We start from the raw sequence: 21,808 nt of genomic DNA, 5'->3' as shown, positions 1-21,808 counted from the left end.
TTCTTTAAATGTTTGTGTGGTAACTTCATTTTACAAGATTGGGCGATTTTTTTGTGTACTTTTTTAAATAAAAAATGAAAAAGGGGCGCCAAAAAGTCAGTTATACTGACTTTTTGGACAGCCCCTTTAGCTGTTTTTGATGTATCATTCTTCTGTTAACGATGGCACTAAAGAATGAAATGACCTGTCTTCATATTCATTAACTAAGCGCTTTAAGACTTTAAGTACATCCTTACCGATTTCTGGATTTTCCAATGCAAAAGCACATGTTGTTTCAATAAACCCTATTTTTTCTCCAGTATCAAATCTTTTTCCTTCTAACTCATAGGCATAGACTTCTTGATCGGTGTTCAGCCCTTGAATGGCATCTGTCAACTGAATTTCTCCGCCGGTGCCGGCTTGTTGTTTATCCAAAAATGCAAAGACTTCAGGAGTAAATATATAACGGCCGATAATGGCAAGGTTCGATGGTGCTGTACCTTGGGCGGGCTTTTCAACAAACTCTTTAACTGAATAAAGGCGATCACAATCGTTTTGATCATTAGCGGGATGAATGATCCCGTATCGGTGAGTTTGATCATCAGGAACCCGCTGCACTCCGATCACTGAAGCAGAAGTTTCTTTATATTGGTCTATTAATTGACGCAGCCCCGGTTTTTTGCCCTGAAAAATATCATCCCCTAATAAAACAGCAAAGGGTTCATTGCCAATAAATTTACGTGCGCACCAAACCGCGTGACCTAATCCTTTTGGCTCTTTTTGGCGAATGTAATGTATTTCAGCTAAGTTTGTTGATTTCTGAACTTTCTTTAGAAGCGATGTTTGCTTTTTCTCTTCCAACAAATGCTCTAATTCAGGATAGCTGTCAAAATGGTCTTCAATAGCTCTTTTGTTGCGTCCGGTTACTATAATAATATCTTCAATTCCCGACTTAACGGCTTCTTCGACAATATATTGGATGGCCGGTGTGTCTACAATAGGCAGCATTTCCTTAGGCATAGCTTTTGTAGCTGGCAGGAAACGTGTACCAAGGCCGGCAGCTGGGATAATGGCTTTCCGTACTTTAGACAAAATGATTTCACCTCATTGATGAATACTGAAAGAATGGCTGGAACATGAATTGTTAATTAAATTATAACAAATCGCAGTTATTTATATCGATAATGATGGGGCTTATCATCATCTTAGGGAATAGGATGGACAAATAAAGTACAAACGAGCCCAGCTAAGGTAGCTTGGCTCGTCTGTATGCGCTCAGGCAAGTGCTATCTTTATCTTATTTGAATCAGTGATTATTTGCGTCAGCATGGTTTAAATGAGCTGGAAGGGCAGTCTTATCAAGTTTAAAAGTCTTATGATTTTTCTTTAATTGATATATTTTCGTTCTTTGTAATATACAATTCCAAATGCGGTGAATGGTTTTCTAACAGCGGTTTTTGGGCGGCTTGATTCTTTGAGAGTCCAAGCCGTTTCATTTTATTTAAGCCGTCAATAGTGATGGACAGACGAATATCTAAAATACCGCCATTTGAAATGAGTGAATCGATTTGATCCAGCGGGATTTCAACAGTAAACCCGCAATAATTGTGCTTAATGACACCGTTTATTTCCGGGCTTGGACGCAGTGCCGCAGGAAAAGCTAAGTCTTTATCTGAACCGCGTTTGCGAATGAGTACTTCGATGTCAATTTGTTCTTTTAAGAAGACATTCATGTAGTCAATATATCCGTAACCAGATAGAGAAAGTTTATGTTCATCAATCGAACCTTTTTTCAGAATGGCCTTGGCGGTCAATAAATTTGAAGGAACCCCTGCTTCTTTGTAATAAAGGTCATCATCACCGTAGTCTGATTTCAAATAACTGAGATCGAAAAGTATCTTTGGTTTTCCATCTTTATTTTTTGTTTCGGCTGGTAAAAAGCCATAATCAGAAACCGCTGAAGCAACTAATTCATAATCAAGCCGGTTTCTTAAGAAAAACAGCCTTGTTAAGTAATATCTTTTGGCATGAGCCGGCAAATAATCATAAGCTTTTGCGTCGATTGTCTCAAGATATTGATTGACTTTGTCAAAAAACGCTTCACGTTCTTTATCATCAAATTTATAAAGCGAATTCCCATGCCTTATAAAATCCAAAATGGCCCGGACATCTTTAATATATTTATAGTCCGTAAAATCATGGGATTCTAAAAATTGATCAATTTCCTGATGAACGGTAATCCGGTCGAGAACTGATTGAAATAAATGCTTTTGCTGCGTGATTGATGGGTTTTCCTCGCTTTCGCGGCGGCGCCAATAATAGACAGCGTCTTTATTAATGACTATTTCTTTTGCTAGATAATAACAGCAGCATGTAAAATGGACGTCTTCGTAAGCATAGCCTTCAAGGAATCGGAGCTGATGGTTGATTAAAAAGCTCCGCTTAAATAACTTATTCGCCGGACCTAAATTGTGGATTAAATGTGGGAATTCAAATAAATTCGTTAATTTATTCTCATTAAACAGCCCAACTTTTTTAAAAGTTGGCGGCAGCCATTTTTTCTTGCTGTTGAACTTATAAATATTTGTAACGATAATATCCGGAATGGTTTCACCGATATTTTTTAAAGCTGTTTCATAATAATCATCTTCTATCAGATCATCGGGGTCAATAAAGCTGATGAAATCTCCTTTTGCTAATTCAATGCCTTTATTTCTTGGTCCGCCCGGAGCGCCGCTGTTAGGTTGATGAATAACGTGAATATGATTATATTTTTTAGACCATTCATCAAGGATTTGACCGCTTCGATCCGTGGATCCATCATTTACAGCGATAATTTCGTGTACTGGTAACGTTTGTTTCATGATGCTGTTGAGACAATCTTCCAAATAAGACTCTACATTATAAACAGGGACAACAACACTTATTTTTGCCACGTTTTTAGCACCTCAATTGATTGTACAATTTTTAATGTTATTTAACAGGATACCATAAATTATTTCGTTTATTACCGTTTAAACATGACGATTTTATATATTTAAATAGAATGATAATGATATTATAAAATAACTAATTTTACCTTAATAACAAACGGTAAAAAAATAACAAAAGGAACCGAAGGGAATAAGTGAACATTATTTAAATTTTTTGATTAGCTGAATGGTATTTTTAGTTCAAAAGCTAGGAAGAGGGATTTGATGCAGAGGGTTTTATACTTTGACATATTAAGAATCGTCGCCATCTGCGCCGTTGTTTTGCTCCATACATCTGCCGGATTTTTAGATGATTATAATTCCAGCCCCTTCTCTTATTTTATAGGAGATGTTTATGATTCGTTAACACGGTGGTGTGTACCGGTATTTGTTATGGTCAGCGGCGCTTTGCTTTTAAATACAAATAAACAGGAAACACTTGCTGACTTTTTCAAAAAGCGAACGACCAAAGTGGTTATCCCCTTTTTAATATGGACATTTGTTTATATTTTGTACCGGCATTATCATGATGATAAAGTGTTTACATTTTCAGGGACGCTTAAAGACTTTTTTGACTCCAACATTTATTTTCACCTTTGGTTTATGTACATGATTATTGGCTTATATCTTGTCACGCCAATTTTCAAAGTGTATGTCAGTCATGCTAAACGAGAAAACATTCTTTATTTTATTATTTTGTGGTTTATCGCTTCGTTTATTCCGCTGGTGAATAATTTATTCGGCTTAAATATACAGTATGTTTTTGAAACGGTCAGCGGTTATATTGGATTTTTCATTTTAGGTTACTATCTGCATCATTACGGACTCAGCACAACCGCAAGAAAGCTGATATATTTATTTGCGCTTATCAGTTTGTTTATCACTATTTTCGGCACGTTATTTCTGACAATAAGGGACACGAGCGATTTTAATGATGTTTTATACGATTATTTTAGGCCGAATACGATTATTGTTGCCTCGGCTGTCTTTCTCTTTTTCAAACATTTAAATTTGGAAAGCAAAAGAAATAAAATAATCTTTTTATTAAGCAATATCAGCTTTGGCGTCTATTTAATCCACCCGATCTTAAGAGATGTCGTTTATCATTTTATTGATGTGGAAAGTCATCCTTTAGTTGACATTCCTTTAGTGACTGGTCTAACCATTGTATTAAGTTTTACAGTTGTTTATATCATGAGTAAAGTGCCATTGCTCAAAAATATTGTTCCTTAGCTCATCCCGCTCAGGGGTGGGCTTTGTTATATCCCTCCCGAAAATAGACATAAAGGTCACGAAAATGTAAGATAAACTTGGATATTATAAGTACATGGAGGATTATATGTCAAACAAAGTTCGCGTTATGTCGATTTTTGGCACAAGACCGGAAGCCATTAAGATGGCCCCTGTCGTTCTTGAATTAAAGAAGTATGAAGATCAAATTGAATCGATTGTGGCTGTTACCGCTCAGCATCGTGAAATGTTGGATCAAGTTCTTGACGTTTTTAAAATTGCCCCTGACTATGATTTAAACATTATGAAAGATCGGCAAACATTAAGCGAAATAACAACAAGGGCTTTAAATGGTTTGGATCGTATTTTAAAGGAAGCTGAGCCCGATATCGTTCTTGTTCACGGAGATACAACAACGACGTTTGCTGCCAGTTTGGCGGCTTTCTATAATCAAATTGTTGTTGGGCATATTGAGGCCGGGCTGAGAACGTATAATAAGTACTCGCCGTTTCCTGAAGAGATGAACCGTCAATTGACAGGTGTGATGGCGGATCTTCATTTTGCCCCGACTAAGGCATCTGCCCAAAATTTAATGAATGAAAACAAACCGCAGGATCGTATTTTTATTACCGGGAATACAGCGATAGATGCGTTAAGAACAACGGTTAGAGAGGCTTACAGCCATCCTGTATTAAAAAAAATCGGCACGGATCGGATGATTTTGCTTACGGCACACCGGAGGGAAAATTTAGGTGACCCTATGCGGAATATATTTAGAGCTGTCCGCAGAATTGTTGAGGAAAATGATGATGTTCAAGTGGTTTATCCCGTACACCTCAATCCGGCGGTAAGGGATATCGCACACCGTGAATTTGGCCGGCATCCCAAAGTCCATTTAATTGAACCGCTGGGTGTGATTGATTTTCATAATTTCGCAGCGAGAGCTCATATTATTCTTACCGATTCAGGAGGGGTACAGGAAGAAGCGCCTTCGCTTGGCGTACCGGTTCTCGTTCTCCGTGAAACAACGGAAAGGCCCGAGGGGATCAAAGCCGGAACATTGAAACTTGCCGGAACGGATGAGGAAAAGGTTTATCAACTGACAAATGAGCTGCTTAAAAACCGGGACCTTTACCGAGCGATGTCAAAGGCATCTAATCCGTACGGCGATGGGCTTGCATCGAAGAGAATTGTAGAAGCTATTCTGAATTATTTTGGATAGAATACATGAGAAGCTGTCTCAAAGACTTGAGGCGGCTTTTTATGATATAGGCTTGTTCGATGGCGCTGACTTGTTTTATATCGCTAAAAGGATGGAGAGAATAATAAGGAGACAATGGAATGACATCTGGAGGCTGCCATGGAATTGATGCAAAAAATTGCAAATAAATTAACACAAAATAATAAGGTCATGCTTGGCAATTTTATGGCTTTAATGATTTTGCAAGGAGCCAATTATCTTTTGCCCTTGCTGACACTCCCGTATATATTAAGAGTTTTGGGCACAGAGCACTATGGTTTGATTACATTTGCCCAAGCCTTTACGATGTATTTTACCATTTTAACGGATTACGGTTTTAATTTATCAGCGACTAAGGAAATATCTGTTCATCGTCATAATATAGATGAAATGTCTAAAATATTTACATCAGTTATCGCGATTAAGTTTGTTATTTTATTCATCAGTTTTTTTATTTTGATAGGCATGGTTTCAGTTGTTGATAAGTTCCATCAAGATCCTTTAGTGTTTTATTTCGCGTTTGGGGTTGTTATTGGCAATGTGCTGTTTCCGCTTTGGTTTTTCCAAGGGGTAGAGAAGATGAAGTATATTACGATATTAAATGTAATCAGCAGGATCATCTATGCGGCGTCTATTTTTATTTTTGTTAAAAAAGCGAGCGATTATTTATATGTACCGCTCATCAATTCGCTGGCAACAATCATTATAGGCATGATGAGTTTGTTTTTGGTTTTTAAACATTATCGTATTCGCTGTCATTTTAATTGGCCATATACGGTTGAATTATTAAAAAGCAGTTTCTTTTTTTTCTTATCAAGGGGTTCACTGACGCTTTATACTGTGACGAACAGTATGATTATCGGCTTTTTATTTTCAACAACTCAAGTTGGTTATTATAGTTTAGCTGAAAAAATCGTAAATATTATAATAAAGCCGTTTGAGCTGCTTAACTCGGCCATTTATCCGAATATGGCTGCGCATAAAAATAAAGCATTGATTAAAAAAGTCATTAAATGGACGGGGAGCGCCGGGTTTATCATTTTTATAATCGTCCTTATCTTTGCGAAACCGATCATATTAATCTTAGGCGGCCATGCTTATTTGCCGTCCGTCAATGTGCTGAGATTTCTGTCATTAATGATTGTTTTTATCAGTATACATACCTTTTTAGGCACAACAACATTAGTTGTCTTCGGCTATTCAAAAGCCTTTAACTTAAGCACTATTTATGGCGCTTTATTTTATATTGCCGTTTTGGGCATTGCTTATGCTGCCCATGTCTTGAATATTGCAACGATCGCTTTGTTTACGGCGCTGGTGGAAATGTTCATTTTATTATACAGGATCTACTATATAAAAAAATATAAAATCCTATAAAGTTTATCGGCAGATCACGGGCCCGATCCCAAAAAAAGGGGAGGTTCTGATGCAATTAATAAAGACGAAGTTTGCTGATGCTTTTTTGATAAATCCTGATGTTTTTAAGGATGCCCGCGGTTTTTTTATGGAAGCTTACAATGCGCAAACCTTAGCTTCATTTGGAATTTATCCGGCATTTGTTCAAGATAATCAGTCTTTTTCTAAGGAGCCTGGCGTTTTAAGAGGACTTCATTATCAATTAAATCCAAAATCGCAAGCTAAATTAGTCAGAGTGCTTCGCGGGGCAATCTATGACGTGATCGTCGATTTAAGGAGACAATCATCCACTTTCGGCAAGTGGCAAGGTTTTATCATAACCGAATATAATAAGTATCAATTGTTTGTGCCTAAAGGTTTTGCCCACGGTTTTTGTACGCTTGTGCCCGATACGGAAGTGATGTACAAAGTCGACAGCTATTATTCGCCGGATCACGAAAGAGGAATACAATGGGATGACCCTGAGTTAAATATTGACTGGCCTGTCACTGATCCCATCTTATCGGAAAAAGATCAAAAGTACCCTGGTTTTAAGCATGCGGAGATTAATTTTTAAAAAAATGAGGTGCACGCTATGAATATCCTTATTACAGGCGGCGCGGGTTTTATCGGCAGCAACTTTGTGCACTACATGCTAAGAAAGTATCCGGACTATCGTATCGTGAACTTGGATTTATTGACTTATGCTGGGAATTTGGAGAATTTAAAAGATGTCGAGGATAACAAGCATTATACGTTTGTTAAAGGTGATATTGGCGACAGTAAACTTGTTGGCGGTCTAATTAAAGAGCACGCGATTGATATTATCGTTCATTTTGCGGCAGAGTCACATGTTGATAGAAGCATTAAAGACCCGGGCATCTTTATTAAAAGCAATGTGATGGGAACGCAAGTATTGCTGGAAGCCGCAAGACAAAATCATATCGAAAAGTTCATTCAAATCTCAACAGATGAAGTGTACGGCTCTTTGGGAAGGGAAGGTTATTTTACGGAAGAAACACCGCTTTCCCCTAACAGTCCTTATTCGGCAAGCAAAGCCGGGGCGGATCTTTTGGTGATGTCATATTATACAACGTATGGATTAAATGTGAATATCACAAGGTGCACAAATAATTACGGCCCTTATCAATTTCCCGAAAAACTGATTCCGCTGATGATTACTCGAGCTTTGCAGGATCAGCCTTTGCCTGTCTACGGCGACGGCAAAAATGTCCGCGACTGGATTCATGTTCAAGATCATTGTTCTGCCATTGATCTTGTCATTCATAACGGGAGACCTGGTGAGATTTATAATATTGGCGGGCACAATGAAAGAACGAACCTAGAGGTTATTAACATGTTATTGCAAATATTAGGAAAGCCAACAGATCTTATTACATTTGTCAATGACCGGTTAGGGCATGACTTAAGGTATGCCGTGGACACGGCAAAAATTAATAAAGATTTAGGTTGGGAGCCTAAATATACGTTTAGTCAAGGGCTTGAAGATACTGTCAATTGGTATGTTAAGCATGAAACTTGGCGGCAACATATTCAGACTGGCGACTATCTTCTGTTGGACAGGGAACGTGTATGAGTCAAAAGGTTCTCATCACCGGTGCAAACGGTCAGCTTGGCAGAGAGTTAACCTGGATTCTAAAAAGCTGCGGTTATTCTGTTTACCCATTCGGCCATAAGCAATTGGATATTACCAACCAACAGCAGACTGCCGCCGTTGCTAAAGACATTCGTCCTCATATTGTTATCCATGCCGCAGCCTATACAAACGTTGATCAAGCGGAAACCGACCGTGATCAAGCATTCGCTGTTAATGCTTATGGTACAAGGAATATTGCTGCTGCTTCAGAAGACGTTCGGGCGAAACTAGTATATATAAGTACAGATTATGTGTTTAATGGTTTAAAAGAAGGACCCTATCATGAATTCGACAATACAAGTCCGCTGGGGGTATATGGACAATCAAAACTAGCCGGCGAGGCCTTTGTTAAGGACTTTCATTCAAAATTTTTTATTATACGAACGTCATGGCTTTTCGGCAGGCATGGCAAGAATTTTGTCAATACAATGCTTAACCTGGCTAAGGAAAGAAAAGAGGTTAAAGTTGTTAATGATCAATTTGGTTCGCCGACTTATACAGTCGACCTTTCGCTGCGTCTGATTGATATTATCAAAACTGATCAATTTGGCATCTATCATATTTCAAACACCGGGGCATGCTCCTGGTATGAATTTGCTCAAGCTATTTTTGAGGAATCTGACAGGGCTGTTAAAGTCCATCCAGTCAGCACGGCAGACTTTATGCGCCCGGCAAGCAGGCCGAAAAATTCAGTTTTTGAGCATTTATCATTGAGATTAGGCGGGTTTCAGGAGATGAGGCATTGGCGTTTGGCCTTAAAGGATTTTCTCGAAGAAAAAACGGACATTTCACGCTGAAGTGTCCGTTTTTTTATAGGAGAACAGAAGAAAAATCTTTAATGATTAAAAGACGGAAGCTTTTCTTTGTCAGATTCAAAGCGCTGAATGTCGTTAAAAATATTTTTATACATTTTGATTGTATCTTTAAATGTCGTCAATGAAACGTTTTTGATGAATGTCCGCAATAAAGTATCGGTTATTCGCAATAATATCCATAAATAGCAGATCGGCGCTTTATATTGGCGGGTTTTGTAAATATAATACAGCTCGCTTCTTAATCGGTTTACATAAACAATGGATGGATAATGTTTAGTTGTTGAAGATTCTGCGTGCTCCACCTCTATAGATAAATCAATATATCCTTGCCAATGGTGGTCTAAGTATTTTTTGGCTAAAATCCTTTCTTCGCCGTACAAAAAGGTAAAAGGATCGAAAGCGCCGATTTGTTTGACAGCCTTGCTATTTAAGGCAAAACATGCACCGGAAACAATATCTGATTTAATCAGATGACTATGAGCTGCAAACGGCTTTTGCCGCCTAAAAGGTCTTAATGGACAGCCTATCAATGTATTGCTTAAGAAAATATCTTTCAGATTTGGCAAATTGACGGGGCGGTCTTGAAAAACAGAGCCGTCCGCATTGACAATTTTAAACCCAAGATACCCCCAATTTGCCGGCAGTCTGCTAATGGATGTCTGCAGATCTTCTGACCAGCTTGTTGAGCGTATTGTAATATCGTTATTCACAACGACAACGGCATCATTATTTCTTTTAATCGCTGAATAGATGCCTAGATTATTGCCGCGGGCATAGCCATCATTTCTATCGTTCTGCAGGAAAGTAATGCCGTCAATGTCTTGAAGATATGATTGTGATCCATCTGTTGAGGCATTGTCAACAACGATAATATCTACTGGTTTTTCTTGTTTTTTAAAATCATCAATACATTTTATAGTATCTTGCCAATTATTCCAATTGAGAATGACGACAGCGATATTTATTGATGTCATAGCATGCTCCTTATATTTTTCATAGACGGCTTAGAAGAATCAGCTATAGATCGTTTTGAATGTATTCTAAATCCATGCCTTTAGTTAATGTGTTCGCATAATATAATGACGGATGTGTTCCCGCATCAGTCCACCAGCCTTCAAGGATATCGAATGTCAGCAGCCCCTTTTCAATATAAGTGTTATTAACATCGGTAATTTCCAATTCGCCGCGGGCTGACGGCTTAAGGCTTTTAATAATGTCAAAGACTTGTGAATCGTACATATAAATGCCGGTAACAGCATAGTCAGACTTAGGATATTTAGGTTTTTCTTCAATAGATGCAATATAATTGCCGGCAATTTCAGCAACGCCAAAGCGATGAGGATCTTTAACCTTTTTTACAAGTATTTTCGCACCTGATGCTTGTGCTTTGAATTTATTCACGTATTCGCGAATGTTGTCTTGAAAAATATTATCTCCGAGTATAACGACCATTCGCTCATGTCCTGCAAATGTTTCAGCAAGGCCCAAAGCTTCGGCAATACCGCCGGCGTGATCCTGCACTTTATAAGTGAACTTTACATTAAAATCTTGCCCACTTCCCAGCAAATTAACCACATCGCCCATATGCTCTCTGCCGGTAACAATTAAAATATCATCAATGTCAGCTTCTTTAAGCTTATTGATGGCATGATAAATCATTGGATATTTCCCGATTGGAAGCAAGTGTTTATTAGTGATCTTTGTCAAAGGGTAAAGTCTTGATCCTGTACCGCCTGCCAGAATAATCCCTTTCATATACAACCCCCGCTTCTGAGATGAAATGGTAAATATATATGTTTATTGATAAAAATCAATGACATCGTGCCGATTTGTTAAGTCAAGTCATAATCGGCCCGCTTGTGAACTATGATGATATAAGAGGCTGGCTCAAATATTTATGAAAGAAAATCCATCGTCAGCATCTGGGAGCGGGGGATACTGGGTGATCGAAAAAGTGTGCGTGATTGGGCTGGGGTATATTGGTTTGCCGACGGCGGCGATTTTTGCAAAAGCCGGCTACCATGTGCTTGGCGTTGATATTAACAACAAAATTGTATCAACTTTGACAAAGGGCAATATTCATATTGAAGAAACAGGTCTGAGGAAGGTTGTGACAGAGGCTGTTCAAAGCGGGAAATTAAAGGCTGATATTAAGCCGGCTCCGTCGGATGTTTATATCATTGCCGTGCCAACACCTGTCCACGACGATAACACGGCAAATATTGATGCGGTTATTCAAGCGGTTCAATCAATATTGCCTTATCTTAGAAAAGGAAATATTGTCATTGTTGAATCAACGGTTCCACCGGGGACGATACAAGATGTTGTTGTGCCGATGTTAAAAAAAGCAGGCTGGGTTCTTGAAAATAACGATATTTATCTATCTTATTGTCCAGAACGGGTGATACCCGGGAATATTCTTCATGAATTAATACATAATACCCGGATTGTCGGGGGCTATACTCGAGAGGCAGCATCAGAATCTGCAAAAGTTTATCGGAAAGTTGTCAAAGGAGAGGTTTTGGAGACAGAAGCAGCAGCAGCTGAAATGGCCAAATTAATGGAAAATACATATAGAGATGTGAACATTGCCCTTGCGAATGAATTAGTAAAAATCAGCAAAAAGTTAAACATCAATGCTCATGAAGTGATAAGGCTCGCCAATAAGCATCCAAGGGTTAACATTCATCAGCCCGGTCCAGGCGTCGGGGGGCATTGTATCGCTGTTGATCCTTACTTTATTGTTGAAAAAGCCGAAAATGAAGCAAAGTTAATTAAGCTGGCAAGGGATATTAACCAATCAATGCCTTCGTTTGTCGCTTCCCATGTTAAACTTCTAATCTCTCATATAGAAAATCCCAAAGTTGCCTTATTAGGCCTTGCCTATAAAGGGAACAGCGACGATATAAGGGAAAGTCCGGCCATTCAAGTATACCGCTTATTGAAAAATCTCAATGGAATACGCATTAATATTTATGATCCATATATTAAGCAGGAAAATATTAATATTGACCTTGTTTCATTAGACAAAGCGCTGTCTGAAGCTCATTTAGCTGTTGTCTTAACTGATCATAAAGAATTTAAACAGTTTGATGCTCAACTATTTATCAAAAATATGAAAACCCCGGTTATTTTCGATACAAGAGATTGCATAAGCCTGAAAAATAACGGCATCAAAGTATATAAAATCGGCCATTTAAAAGAAGCTGAGGAAATGACGGAAAATGTGATAAAGTCAAGAAAAATGAAATATAAGGTTAACATAAAGAAAGTTAAGAAAAACTAAAAGAGATGCCAAGGGCAAAGCTGAAAATCAGTTCATGATGCAGCTTTGCTTTTTTGCATATTACTCAATTCATTCGCCAACAATACGTATAAATAGACTTTATAAAAGGTTGGCAAAGGCAAATGGATAGGGAAATGATTCTTAGGGTCAATGTGACACCGTTAAATGATAAAGAGATTATCGACAGCATCAACCAAAGGATACAAGCAGGCTTAAAGTCAACGATTATAGCGATCAATCCAGAAAAAATTGTAAGGGCGAATAAAAACGAAGCCTTATTAGAACTGCTTAATTCAGCAACTTATCAAATACCGGATGGGATCGGCGTGATCATTGCCAGCAAATTAAGAAGGGGAGCGATTCAATCAAGGGTAACTGGTATTGATCTGATGGAACAGCTGCTTGAACTAGCTCATGCTGAACGTTATCGAATCTACCTTTTCGGCGCGCGAGACACGGTTGTTGCAAAAGCCGCTGAAGAGATCAGCAAAAAATATACGAATCTTGAAATAGCCGGATTTATGCACGGTTATGAACAAGATACAGATAAAATTGTTTCTGACATCAATCATTGTCGCCCCGATTTATTATTTGTCGCTTTGGGAAGTCCAAGGCAGGAATTTTGGATTAAAGAAAATCTTGACAAGCTGAATGCTAAGGTTGTCCAAGGGGTGGGAGGCAGCTTTGATGTGTTAAGCGGCAATGTCAAACGTGCGCCAAGAGTTTTTAGAAAGACAGGCTTAGAATGGTTTTACCGCTTAATGAAAGAACCGTCCCGGATTAGGAGGCAGCTTGTTCTGCCGGCATTTTTATTAAAAGCATTGCTCAATCGAAAGGAAGACTTGGTTTAAATTAAGCCTGAGCACTAGCTGAAAGATAAAGCAAAGCAAGTTATACGGGGCTTCTTTATTAAAAGGAGGCAGCGATATGAAGGTTGTTCATGTGATCAGCGGCGGAGAAACAGGCGGTTCACGGAAACATTTGCTTTCTTTGCTTAAATGTTTTCCAAAAGGTGACGCAGCCTTGATTGTTTTCCAAAAAGGGCTGTTATATGATGAGGCCTGTCATTTAGATATAAACGTTCAATTATTGGAACAAACCTCCCGCTATGATTTATCTGTATTAAAAAAGATGGTGAATCATATTAATGAAAAGGATTATGATATTATTCATTCCCATGGTGCCCGAGCCAATTTATTTACATACTTAATCAAGCGTAAATTGCGTGCCCCATGGGTGGCGACCGTTCACAGCGACCCATCTTTAGATTTTATGCATAAAGGCCTTAGAGGAAAAATTTTCAGCATGATCAATAAAAAGACATTCAACAGCATTGATTTAATTTTTGCAGTTTCTGATCATCTCAAAAACAGGCTGATCGAAGAGGGGCTTGAGAAAGAAAAAATAAAAACGGTATATAACGGCATTCAGTTTGACAATCGCCTGCATCTCTCAAAACTCAAGAAAGAAGCATTTGGTCTTACAGAAGATGACTTTATCATTGCTATGGCTGCTCGATGCCACCCCATTAAAGGCCATGAAATTGTCTTTAAAGCATTAAAAGAATTAAACGATATAAATATTAAGGTGCTTCTCATCGGCGATGGGCCTTCAAAAAAAGACCTAGAAGCTAAGGCAAGAGAAATGGGATTGATATCACAAGTGCGCTTTTTAGGTTTCAGGAGTGATGTTGAAGCGCTTATCGATTTGGCTGATATAAGTCTGTTAGCCTCTTATAGTGAGAGTTTTCCGCTTGTTTTATTGGAATCGGCGAAAATGAAAAAGACTGTAATCGCGACTAATGTCGGCGGCGTAAACGCGCTGATTCCAGACCAATCAATGGGTTTTGTTGTGCCAAAGGGAGACCCTGCTTCTCTGAAAGAAGCCATTTTAACGGCTAAAAAAATAAAACAGGCAGGAAAGCTTGGAGATATGGGAGAGCGGCTTTATCAGCATGCCAAAAGCCATTTTTCATTGCATCAATTGTACGAAATGATATACGACAATTATCAGCATATATTATGATAAATTTTACCAAGTCTCTTGTAATGTTTTTATTTTGTGGTACGATAAAAAGTGTTTTTTCGATTTTAGAATCGAAAAAAGGAAAGGAATAAACATGGTTGGACAAAATACGTCAAAAATCGTATTGACTTATTATGCGATTTTGTTAAATTTATTTTTTGTTCCGATTGTATTCTTTAAGGCTTATTTAGGACCACTCCCTTTATCTATAGAAATTATCACGATTCCAATTTTGGCCATTTGTTTTTTTATAGATTATATAAGAGGAGCCATCTCATTTGCTGCATTTCGCATATCCCCATTTGTGATTGCTTTTGCTGCTTATTTTATCGTTTCAGTTATTTCTCTTTTTAAAGCCTATAGTATAGCAGCCGGGGCTATGGAAATCATGAGGTATCTCTCTTATGTTTTTTTATTTTTAATTGTTGTTAAGGTGAAATTTACGGATGTCCATTTTCGGATGTTCTTGTACACGTTTAGCGCTTCTCTTATTTTAGTGGCGCTTTATGGGCTGGCTCAATATATGTTTGGCTTTTCTCTTAACCAAAGCGGTATGTATGCACTAAATGAAGCAAAAGGCCGGGTGGCTTCTACATTTGTTAATCCAAATTATTATGCAGGTTTTATTAATTTTGTCCTTCCATGCGTTTTATTATTTGTCGTTTGTTATGTCAAATCAAAGTTTTTGCAAATATTTGGAATGGCTGTCTGCGGCATTCTGCTTATTAATTTAATACTCACCTATACCCGCGCCGGATGGGTGACATTTATTGGCGGACTGTTTTTAATATTTGTGTTTTCTGGAAAAGCCTTTTATAAAGGTTTGTTTAAATGGCGGATCATCATTTCTGCGGTCGTGATCATTGCCGTTCTGTTTAATATGCCGGATGTTCAATTAAGAACTAAATCAGCCTTGCACGCTATGTCAAATGTTATACAAACTTATATAGGTGACGATCAAGAAAAGAAAGCCGCAGACGAAAATAATAATATTGAAGAAAACCAAAGCATTGAAAGCATAAGAGAAGATCATAATACTGAGGTAGCGGTTGTCTCTAGAACAATCCTTTGGAAAACAGGATGGATGATGTTTAAAGAAAATCCAATGCTTGGGGTTGGCGAAGGAAATTATTTAGTAAGGTATCCGGATTATGTAAAAAAATATCCGAATCTTAATCTGGGGTATCGCGCTTATTCTGTTCATAACTCTTATTTAAAAATATTAGCCGAAACAGGAATTTTGGGTTTAATCACTTTTTTGTCGATTTTTGCTGTTTATTATTACTTTATCGCAAGGCAGTATTTTCTCTCAAATCATCGCATAAGGCCAATTATAGTTGCCATTTTTGCGGGCAGCGCTACTTATTTTATGCAAAATTTGACGAATAATCTTTATTTTATACCTCAAGTCAATGTCATTTTTTGGATTGTCTCAGGTTTATTGTTCAACTATATTGTTTCAATGAGAAAGGAAAATCACATTCATTCATAAATTTTAAAAATGTAAAGGAAGTTGCAGATGGTTTCCAGCAGAAGCGAAATGCGGCAGAAACAAAAGAAAAAGCGGACAGCAAGAAAAATTATGCTCGTCTTTATGATATTAATATTTGTTGCTGTAGGATACGGCGGTTATCTCGCTCTTAACGCATACAGAGCGGCTTATGGTTCTTATAATCCGCTGGACAGGGACAAATCAAAGATGCGCGAAGAAGCGGTTCAAATAGGTAAAGACCCGATTTCTATTTTGCTTATGGGTGTTGAAAATTATGCTACAAAAGGAAGAGGCGGACGAACGGATACATTGATTGTCGTAACACTTAATCCGCATACCCATAAAATGACAATGACAAGTATACCGCGCGACTCAAGAGTCATGATTGCCGGAAAAGGAAAGTATGACAAAATTAATGCCGCTTATCCTTACGGTGAAGCAAGCGGTTATGGCGGCAACAAAGCGGTGATTGACACCGTAGAAAATTATCTAAATATACCAATCGACTATTATGCAAAGATTAATTTTAACGGTTTTAAGGAAGTTATTGATGAATTGGGCGGCGTTGATGTTAATGTTCCGTTTAGCTTCTGGGAATATGATGAAAGCCACAAACATAAAATTTACTTCCATAAAGGCAAACAGCATTTAAACGGCAGAGAAGCCCTTGCTTACGTAAGAATGAGGCACAGAGACCCTAGGGGAGACTTTGGTCGAAATGAGAGACAGCGCCAGGTTATTAAGGCGGCAATCAGCAAAGCAAAGAGCGCAAATATATTATTTAAGATTGATGATATCACTAATATTTTAGGAAAAAATGTTGAAACAAATTTAAAACCAAGTGAAATATATGGATTAGAACAAGCTTATTCGAAGGTTGACTCCTCTAAAATTAAATCATATAGATTGGATATTGGTACGGACGCAAATATTAACGGTGTTTACTATTTTATTCCGAATGAAGCGAATGTCCAAAAAGTCAGCGGTGAAATCAATCACTCCCTTGGTCTGAAGCCGCGCAATACAGGAAGCAGTGTGGGAGGAAGCCAAACGACATATGGAACGGAGAACCCGAATCCGAGTGGTTCTGGCAGCCATACTGACAACAATCGTTCATATTAAACGATAAAGGATTATCCAAATGAAAAAAGCCTTGTGATGACTGAACGGCATCACAAGGCTTTTCTATTTTCCTCTTGACGATGTTTGATGAGCAAGAACAAATTTTTTCACAAAGTTTAACAACGGCTTTTTTCGATCGGTTTTCAACACATTGATAATTTCAATGGTAAATTGCAGCATAACAATACATAAGCCAAGGATTAGCAAGGATCCCCAAATAATCGACTTTGTAAAGATAATAGCAGCCAAACCGAAAAGAAAACTGATGGTATAAATGATATAAACGGTTGTTCTGTGGCTGAACCCAAAATCAATAAGTCTATGGTGGAGATGGGAGCGATCCGGCGATGATATTTTTTGTCCGCTTAACAGCCTGCGAATAATCGCAAGCGACGTATCTAGAATTGGAACAGCCAAGATGATGATTGGCAAAATCAACGAAAAGATCGTGATGCTTTTGAATAAACCTATAATAGAGATAATTGATAAGGTATATCCGATAAAAAGCGATCCTGTATCTCCCATGAAAATGGATGCCGGATGTGAATTGAAAAACAAAAATCCGAGCATGCTTCCCAATAAAATGACTGATAAAGAAATTGCAAGCAATTGGGCATTAATAATTGCCATTACGAGCATAGATGAAAGCGCAATCGCCGATACACCGCATGCTAAACCATCAAGTCCATCAATTAAATTAATGGCGTTCATCATACCAACAATCCAAAAGATCGTGATCGGGTAAGACCACCAGCCGAAATCGATATGCCCAAGGATTGGAAATGTAATAAAATCAATGGAAACACCGCTCGAAACTACAATAATGGCTACGATTAATTGAGCCAGCAGTTTATATTTTGGCGAAATGGACCATTTGTCATCGATAGCCCCTGTGATCAAAATAAGAATAGCTCCTAAAATAAATGCAGGCAAAACGGGGCTTATTGGCTTTAAGAAAATATATCCCGCAAAAAAACCAATAGCAATCGCTATACCGCCAAGGTAAGGCATAGCCTGTTTGTGTATTTTGCGGTCGTTTGGATTATCGACAAAATTAAACCGAATAGCAACTCTTTTGACAATCGGTGTCGCCATGATGGTCACTATCAATGAAATAAAAAAAGCAAAGGTGTAATGATTAAAAAAATGCATATGGTCACCTTCTTTTATAAATCCAGCAGTAATTATGATTTCAAGAATGAGATTAAATTATGCTCATGTTTGATGAGCATTGAGGATATGTTTGAAAACGTTCGGTAATATTTATAAAAAAGAATTAAAGGATAATCGACAATATCCTCATGACATTACTCCAATCTCAATCATAATACTATTTTAGAAAAAAGTACACAGGGAAGTTTCTATAAATCAATATCTTGTTCTAAAAATTCCCAGCCAATATGATCAATTTGTGATTTTCCGTTAGATAAATTCGTTATCCATTCGACAAAATCGTCCGTTTTTTCCTGCGTTGCATAAACATCAATCGACACGTTTTCACCGTAATCCATGTTTTTAATGATATAGGCAGATTGCCGCAATTCATTTTCAATTTGCCCAAGCAATGTGTAATCGAAAGTTATTCTCATTATATTCATAGGTATGCGTTCAACAATTCCTGATGCTTTAAGACCCTCGCTTGTTGCTTTTGAGTAGGCCCGTATTAAACCTCCGGCACCAAGCTTAGTGCCTCCGAAATACCTTGTCACAACCACAAGCGTATCGCGGAGCCCCTTTTTCTTTAGCACGTCAAGAATAGGGACGCCGGCTGTGCCGCTGGGTTCTCCGTCATCACTGGCCTTTTGAATATGTTGATTTTCTCCAATCACATAAGCGTAGCAATTATGATTGGCTTTCCAATGTATTTTATTGATGCGATTAATTTCATTTTGCGCTTCGTCTTCTGTTTCAACTCGCTTTATTTGAGCTATAAATCGAGAATTTTGTATAATAATTTCATTATCTGCAGCGTTTTTTACTGTATAATAAGAAGTAACCATAAAGATTTCCTCCTGAAATATATTCATATACTATCATATTTTTTCAGGGGTAATTTTTCAATATATACAGACGTAAGACATTGTCAAAAAGGCATATTTATATTCGAATAACATATATGATAGGATAATATAGAGATGAAGACCTATCTAAAATTAGGTAAGAAGGTTCTAGTGCTTGTTTCGCCATTTCGTTAAAGTAATATTGGGGGAGTAGCAATGTCATCTAATAAGAATTTTCCTGCTGCCATCGACACCAAATATTTAGATGATATTTTAAACCAGATGGTGGACACGGTAGGCGAAAGCAAGGGCCAAATATTTGAAATTGGTGAACAGTCTAGGCAAGAGTATGAAAATTTGCAAAAAGAATTGTCAGAAATTAAATTAAAAACGAAACATATTATCGAGCGGTCCGATAGGTTGGAAGTACAAGCTAGAGCAGCGCGCAGCCGATTGGCTGAAGTCAGCAAACACTTTCAATTTTATGATGAAGAAGACATCAGACGTACATATGAACGAGCAAATAATATTCAAGTCGAGTTATCGGTTGTACAAGAACATGAACGACAGCTTAAGGAGCGGCGCAATGATATTGAAAAGCGCCTTAATAGTCTCAAGAGCACTGTTGGCAAAGCGGAAAAACTTGTCAGCCAAGTGTCAGTCGTATTTGATTATTTAACCGGAGATCTCAAAAAGGTGGGAGAACTCATCGAAGATGCTCAGGAGAAGCAGGCCTTCGGCTTAAAAATTATTGAGGCGCAAGAGGAAGAACGAAAACGCTTATCAAGGGAAATTCATGATGGCCCTGCGCAGCTTCTCGCCCATGTTCTCCTCGGCTCGGAACTTATCGGACGGGTGCAGCGAGAGAAAGGTCTAGACGCCGCGAATGAAGAATGGAAGAGATTTCGTGAAATGATTCGTAATGCTCTATATGAAGTCCGGCGCATTATTTATGATTTAAGGCCGATGTCGCTTGATGATTTGGGCCTGGTGCCAACACTTGAAAAATACTTATACCGCATTCAAGATCAATATCCGCAAATTGAATTTGAATTTAACAGCGTCGGGGAAGAGCGCCGCTTGCCTTCGCGAATGGAAGCGGCATTATTTAGACTGGCGCAAGAGGCTGTCCAAAATGCTTGTAAGCATGCTAACCCTAAAACAATAACTGTTAATATTGAATTTCGGGATAAATATATCAATTTGTTAGTCGAAGACGACGGCAAAGGGTTTAATCCTGATGAGAAAAAGAAAGAAAATACATTTGGGCTTATCGGTATGAAAGAACGCGTTGAGTTACTGGAAGGAAAAATGTCCATTAAATCAAACGTTAATCATGGGACATTTATTGTTATTCAGATTCCAATTCTTAAGGAGGGTGAAACATGACCAATATTCGCCAAAAAACAACCAAAATTGTGTTGATTGATGATCACCGCCTTTTTCGGGAAGGGGTTCGGCGCATTTTAGAACTTGAAGATGAATTTGAGGTTGTGGCTGAAGCGGATGACGGCAGCGAGGCAGAGGATATTATTTTAAAAAATGAACCGGATGTTGTTTTAATGGATATTAACATGCCGGGGATTAACGGCGTTGAGACTACCCGCCGCCTCATTCGCAAAAACCCGGAAGTGAAAGTATTAATTTTATCTATCCATGATGATGAAACTTATGTCACCCACGCCCTTAAGTCCGGCGCATCCGGCTATTTGCTGAAAGAGATGGATGCGGATTCGCTGATTGAAGCTGTTAAAGTCGTCGCAGACGGCGGCGCTTATATCCATCCAAAAGTGACGCATAATCTCGTTAATGAATTCCGCCGTTTGGCAACAAGCGGAAACAAACGCATTCCATCTGGTTTCAGAGATATTGAATACCGCAAACCTCTTCATATCCTCACTCGCCGTGAATGTGAAGTTCTGCAGTTAATGACAGACGGCAAAAATAACCGTGCGATTGGCGACGCGCTCTATATCAGTGAAAAAACAGTCAAAAACCACGTCAGCAATATTTTGCAGAAAATGAATGTCGATGACCGTACACAGGCGGTTGTTGAAGCCATTAAAAACGGCTGGGTTCGTGTAGGATAAAGGAAAAAGCTTGTCATTTGAAGATGACAAGCTTTTTTTCAGGGGGTAAAGCGAACCTTCTTTATCATTAAATAAAGAAGAACCGGCAGCATGATTCAGGTATTTAATGAGAACGGATCAACAATCCCTTTGCTTATCGTTTCCGCAGCGCCGGTAAACATCAGCGCAACAATAAAATTCATTGTCCGGCAAGTAATACGGCGGCGCGGCGTCAGAGCTCTGGTCGAGATAGACGTTGCAAATGTGTTGGCGGTATCGTGAAATCCGTTAATAAAGTCAAAAGCCAGGCCGAGTATGACGATAAATATGATAAGGTCGAGGATGATATCCATAGATGAGCTCCTTATAATTTTTAATTAAATGCATGGACTGGTTTGTTTATTAACTTTCATTATGTTTATCTCAATCATATCAGATTGTTATCGTCTTTTTGTTGAGAAGCGTGTAAAGGGTATATAAAGATTATGTAAAGACGGACGATATAAAATTTATAAAAAGCAGCGAT

Annotated in this window: 19 protein-coding genes and 1 pseudogene; 13 read left to right on the top strand and 7 right to left on the bottom strand. The window is 38.2% G+C overall.

Annotated features, from left to right (window positions below):
* Positions 1-144: 144 nt before the first annotated feature.
* Positions 145-1,071: a UTP--glucose-1-phosphate uridylyltransferase GalU gene (gene galU / locus JOD45_RS06205; protein WP_205003002.1), complete on the bottom strand. Its 927-nt coding sequence runs from the start codon at positions 1,069-1,071 to the stop codon at positions 145-147.
* 281 nt (positions 1,072-1,352) lie between these two features.
* On the bottom strand, positions 1,353-2,915 hold the full coding sequence (locus JOD45_RS06200; protein ID WP_205003001.1) for a glycosyltransferase: 1,563 nt from the start codon (positions 2,913-2,915) through the stop codon (positions 1,353-1,355).
* A 261-nt stretch (positions 2,916-3,176) separates the two neighbouring features.
* Between JOD45_RS06200 and JOD45_RS06195 the strand changes: the two genes are divergently transcribed.
* The 6 genes from JOD45_RS06195 to rfbD all read left to right on the top strand — a co-directional run bounded on the left by JOD45_RS06195 (position 3,177) and on the right by rfbD (position 9,270).
* Complete coding sequence (locus tag JOD45_RS06195; RefSeq protein ID WP_205003000.1) at positions 3,177-4,184, top strand: acyltransferase; 1,008 nt, start codon at positions 3,177-3,179, stop codon at positions 4,182-4,184.
* A 106-nt stretch (positions 4,185-4,290) separates the two neighbouring features.
* Positions 4,291-5,403 carry a non-hydrolyzing UDP-N-acetylglucosamine 2-epimerase gene (gene wecB, locus JOD45_RS06190; RefSeq protein WP_205002999.1) on the top strand — a complete coding sequence of 371 codons (1,113 nt, stop codon included), beginning with the start codon at positions 4,291-4,293 and terminating at the stop codon, positions 5,401-5,403.
* Positions 5,404-5,541: 138 nt separating this feature from the next.
* Entirely contained in the window at positions 5,542-6,798 is a 1,257-nt protein-coding gene (locus JOD45_RS06185; protein ID WP_205002998.1) for an oligosaccharide flippase family protein, read from the top strand.
* Positions 6,799-6,847: 49 nt separating this feature from the next.
* A complete protein-coding gene (gene rfbC, locus JOD45_RS06180; RefSeq protein WP_205002997.1) occupies positions 6,848-7,393 on the top strand; it encodes a dTDP-4-dehydrorhamnose 3,5-epimerase in 546 nt (181 codons plus the stop codon).
* 18 nt (positions 7,394-7,411) lie between these two features.
* Positions 7,412-8,413, top strand: coding sequence for a dTDP-glucose 4,6-dehydratase (gene rfbB / locus JOD45_RS06175; RefSeq protein ID WP_205002996.1), 1,002 nt, complete (start codon positions 7,412-7,414; stop codon positions 8,411-8,413).
* A complete protein-coding gene (gene rfbD, locus JOD45_RS06170; protein WP_205002995.1) occupies positions 8,410-9,270 on the top strand; it encodes a dTDP-4-dehydrorhamnose reductase in 861 nt (286 codons plus the stop codon). Before rfbB ends, rfbD begins: the two co-directional genes overlap by 4 nt.
* A 38-nt stretch (positions 9,271-9,308) precedes the next feature.
* Here rfbD and JOD45_RS06165 read toward each other — a convergent pair whose 3' ends face one another.
* Together JOD45_RS06165 and JOD45_RS06160 are read right to left on the bottom strand one after the other, a co-directional pair.
* Positions 9,309-10,262, bottom strand: coding sequence for a glycosyltransferase family 2 protein (locus JOD45_RS06165; RefSeq protein WP_205002994.1), 954 nt, complete (start codon positions 10,260-10,262; stop codon positions 9,309-9,311).
* Between the two features lie 43 nt (positions 10,263-10,305).
* Positions 10,306-11,043, bottom strand: coding sequence for a sugar phosphate nucleotidyltransferase (locus JOD45_RS06160; protein WP_205002993.1), 738 nt, complete (start codon positions 11,041-11,043; stop codon positions 10,306-10,308).
* 190 nt (positions 11,044-11,233) lie between these two features.
* On the opposite strand from JOD45_RS06160, the gene JOD45_RS06155 reads away from it, so the two are divergent.
* The 5 genes from JOD45_RS06155 (at position 11,234) to JOD45_RS06135 (ending at position 17,213) form a co-directional block, all read left to right on the top strand.
* Positions 11,234-12,574: a nucleotide sugar dehydrogenase gene (locus JOD45_RS06155; protein WP_205003010.1), complete on the top strand. Its 1,341-nt coding sequence runs from the start codon at positions 11,234-11,236 to the stop codon at positions 12,572-12,574.
* 122 nt (positions 12,575-12,696) lie between these two features.
* Positions 12,697-13,425 (top strand): WecB/TagA/CpsF family glycosyltransferase, encoded by a 729-nt coding sequence (locus JOD45_RS06150; RefSeq protein WP_205002992.1) that lies wholly within the window; start codon positions 12,697-12,699, stop codon positions 13,423-13,425.
* Between the two features lie 76 nt (positions 13,426-13,501).
* On the top strand, positions 13,502-14,599 hold the full coding sequence (locus JOD45_RS06145) for a glycosyltransferase (protein WP_205002991.1): 1,098 nt from the start codon (positions 13,502-13,504) through the stop codon (positions 14,597-14,599).
* A 94-nt stretch (positions 14,600-14,693) separates the two neighbouring features.
* The gene (locus JOD45_RS06140) at positions 14,694-16,091 is read left to right on the top strand and encodes an O-antigen ligase family protein (RefSeq protein WP_205002990.1); all 1,398 of its coding nucleotides are present in this window, start codon (positions 14,694-14,696) and stop codon (positions 16,089-16,091) included.
* A 48-nt stretch (positions 16,092-16,139) separates the two neighbouring features.
* Entirely contained in the window at positions 16,140-17,213 is a 1,074-nt protein-coding gene (locus JOD45_RS06135; RefSeq protein WP_205002989.1) for an LCP family protein, read from the top strand.
* 63 nt (positions 17,214-17,276) lie between these two features.
* Here the strand turns inward: JOD45_RS06135 and JOD45_RS06130 are convergent, their stop codons facing one another.
* Together JOD45_RS06130 and JOD45_RS06125 are read right to left on the bottom strand one after the other, a co-directional pair.
* Positions 17,277-18,317, bottom strand: a complete 1,041-nt coding sequence (locus JOD45_RS06130; RefSeq protein WP_338056030.1) for an MraY family glycosyltransferase — start codon at positions 18,315-18,317, stop codon at positions 17,277-17,279.
* Positions 18,318-18,574: 257 nt separating this feature from the next.
* On the bottom strand, positions 18,575-19,213 hold the full coding sequence (locus tag JOD45_RS06125; RefSeq protein WP_205002987.1) for a YigZ family protein: 639 nt from the start codon (positions 19,211-19,213) through the stop codon (positions 18,575-18,577).
* A 216-nt stretch (positions 19,214-19,429) separates the two neighbouring features.
* On the opposite strand from JOD45_RS06125, the gene JOD45_RS06120 reads away from it, so the two are divergent.
* Both JOD45_RS06120 and JOD45_RS06115 read left to right on the top strand, forming a co-directional pair.
* The gene (locus JOD45_RS06120) at positions 19,430-20,602 is read left to right on the top strand and encodes a sensor histidine kinase (protein WP_205002986.1); all 1,173 of its coding nucleotides are present in this window, start codon (positions 19,430-19,432) and stop codon (positions 20,600-20,602) included.
* On the top strand, positions 20,599-21,303 hold the full coding sequence (locus JOD45_RS06115; RefSeq protein ID WP_205002985.1) for a response regulator: 705 nt from the start codon (positions 20,599-20,601) through the stop codon (positions 21,301-21,303). The genes JOD45_RS06120 and JOD45_RS06115 overlap by 4 nt, the downstream gene beginning before the upstream one ends.
* 104 nt (positions 21,304-21,407) lie before the next feature.
* Here the strand turns inward: JOD45_RS06115 and JOD45_RS06110 are convergent.
* A pseudogene (locus tag JOD45_RS06110) lies at positions 21,408-21,635 on the bottom strand (inorganic phosphate transporter); the annotation flags it as partial.
* Positions 21,636-21,808 lie beyond the last annotated feature (173 nt).

It is taken from the genome of Scopulibacillus daqui (assembly GCF_016908855.1).
In the GTDB taxonomy this organism is placed as follows: Bacteria; Bacillota; Bacilli; order Bacillales; family Sporolactobacillaceae; genus Scopulibacillus_A; species Scopulibacillus_A daqui.
The sequence above is the reverse complement of the archived record's forward strand: the minus strand, read 5'-3'. Positions and strand labels throughout refer to the sequence as shown.

What these genes read in the sequence shown, in the direction of transcription:
- JOD45_RS06195 (WP_205003000.1), top strand. Translation starts at nt 3,177, where the DNA reads ATGCAGAGGGTTTTATACTTTGACATATTAAGAATCGTCGCCATCTGC.
- wecB (WP_205002999.1), top strand. Translation starts at nt 4,291, where the DNA reads ATGTCAAACAAAGTTCGCGTTATGTCGATTTTTGGCACAAGACCGGAA.
- JOD45_RS06185 (WP_205002998.1), top strand. Translation starts at nt 5,542, where the DNA reads ATGGAATTGATGCAAAAAATTGCAAATAAATTAACACAAAATAATAAG.
- rfbC (WP_205002997.1), top strand. Translation starts at nt 6,848, where the DNA reads ATGCAATTAATAAAGACGAAGTTTGCTGATGCTTTTTTGATAAATCCT.
- rfbB (WP_205002996.1), top strand. Translation starts at nt 7,412, where the DNA reads ATGAATATCCTTATTACAGGCGGCGCGGGTTTTATCGGCAGCAACTTT.
- rfbD (WP_205002995.1), top strand. Translation starts at nt 8,410, where the DNA reads ATGAGTCAAAAGGTTCTCATCACCGGTGCAAACGGTCAGCTTGGCAGA.
- JOD45_RS06165 (WP_205002994.1), bottom strand. Translation starts at nt 10,262, where the DNA reads ATGACATCAATAAATATCGCTGTCGTCATTCTCAATTGGAATAATTGG.
- JOD45_RS06160 (WP_205002993.1), bottom strand. Translation starts at nt 11,043, where the DNA reads ATGAAAGGGATTATTCTGGCAGGCGGTACAGGATCAAGACTTTACCCT.
- JOD45_RS06150 (WP_205002992.1), top strand. Translation starts at nt 12,697, where the DNA reads ATGGATAGGGAAATGATTCTTAGGGTCAATGTGACACCGTTAAATGAT.
- JOD45_RS06145 (WP_205002991.1), top strand. Translation starts at nt 13,502, where the DNA reads ATGAAGGTTGTTCATGTGATCAGCGGCGGAGAAACAGGCGGTTCACGG.
- JOD45_RS06140 (WP_205002990.1), top strand. Translation starts at nt 14,694, where the DNA reads ATGGTTGGACAAAATACGTCAAAAATCGTATTGACTTATTATGCGATT.
- JOD45_RS06135 (WP_205002989.1), top strand. Translation starts at nt 16,140, where the DNA reads ATGCGGCAGAAACAAAAGAAAAAGCGGACAGCAAGAAAAATTATGCTC.
- JOD45_RS06125 (WP_205002987.1), bottom strand. Translation starts at nt 19,213, where the DNA reads ATGGTTACTTCTTATTATACAGTAAAAAACGCTGCAGATAATGAAATT.
- JOD45_RS06120 (WP_205002986.1), top strand. Translation starts at nt 19,430, where the DNA reads ATGTCATCTAATAAGAATTTTCCTGCTGCCATCGACACCAAATATTTA.
- JOD45_RS06115 (WP_205002985.1), top strand. Translation starts at nt 20,599, where the DNA reads ATGACCAATATTCGCCAAAAAACAACCAAAATTGTGTTGATTGATGAT.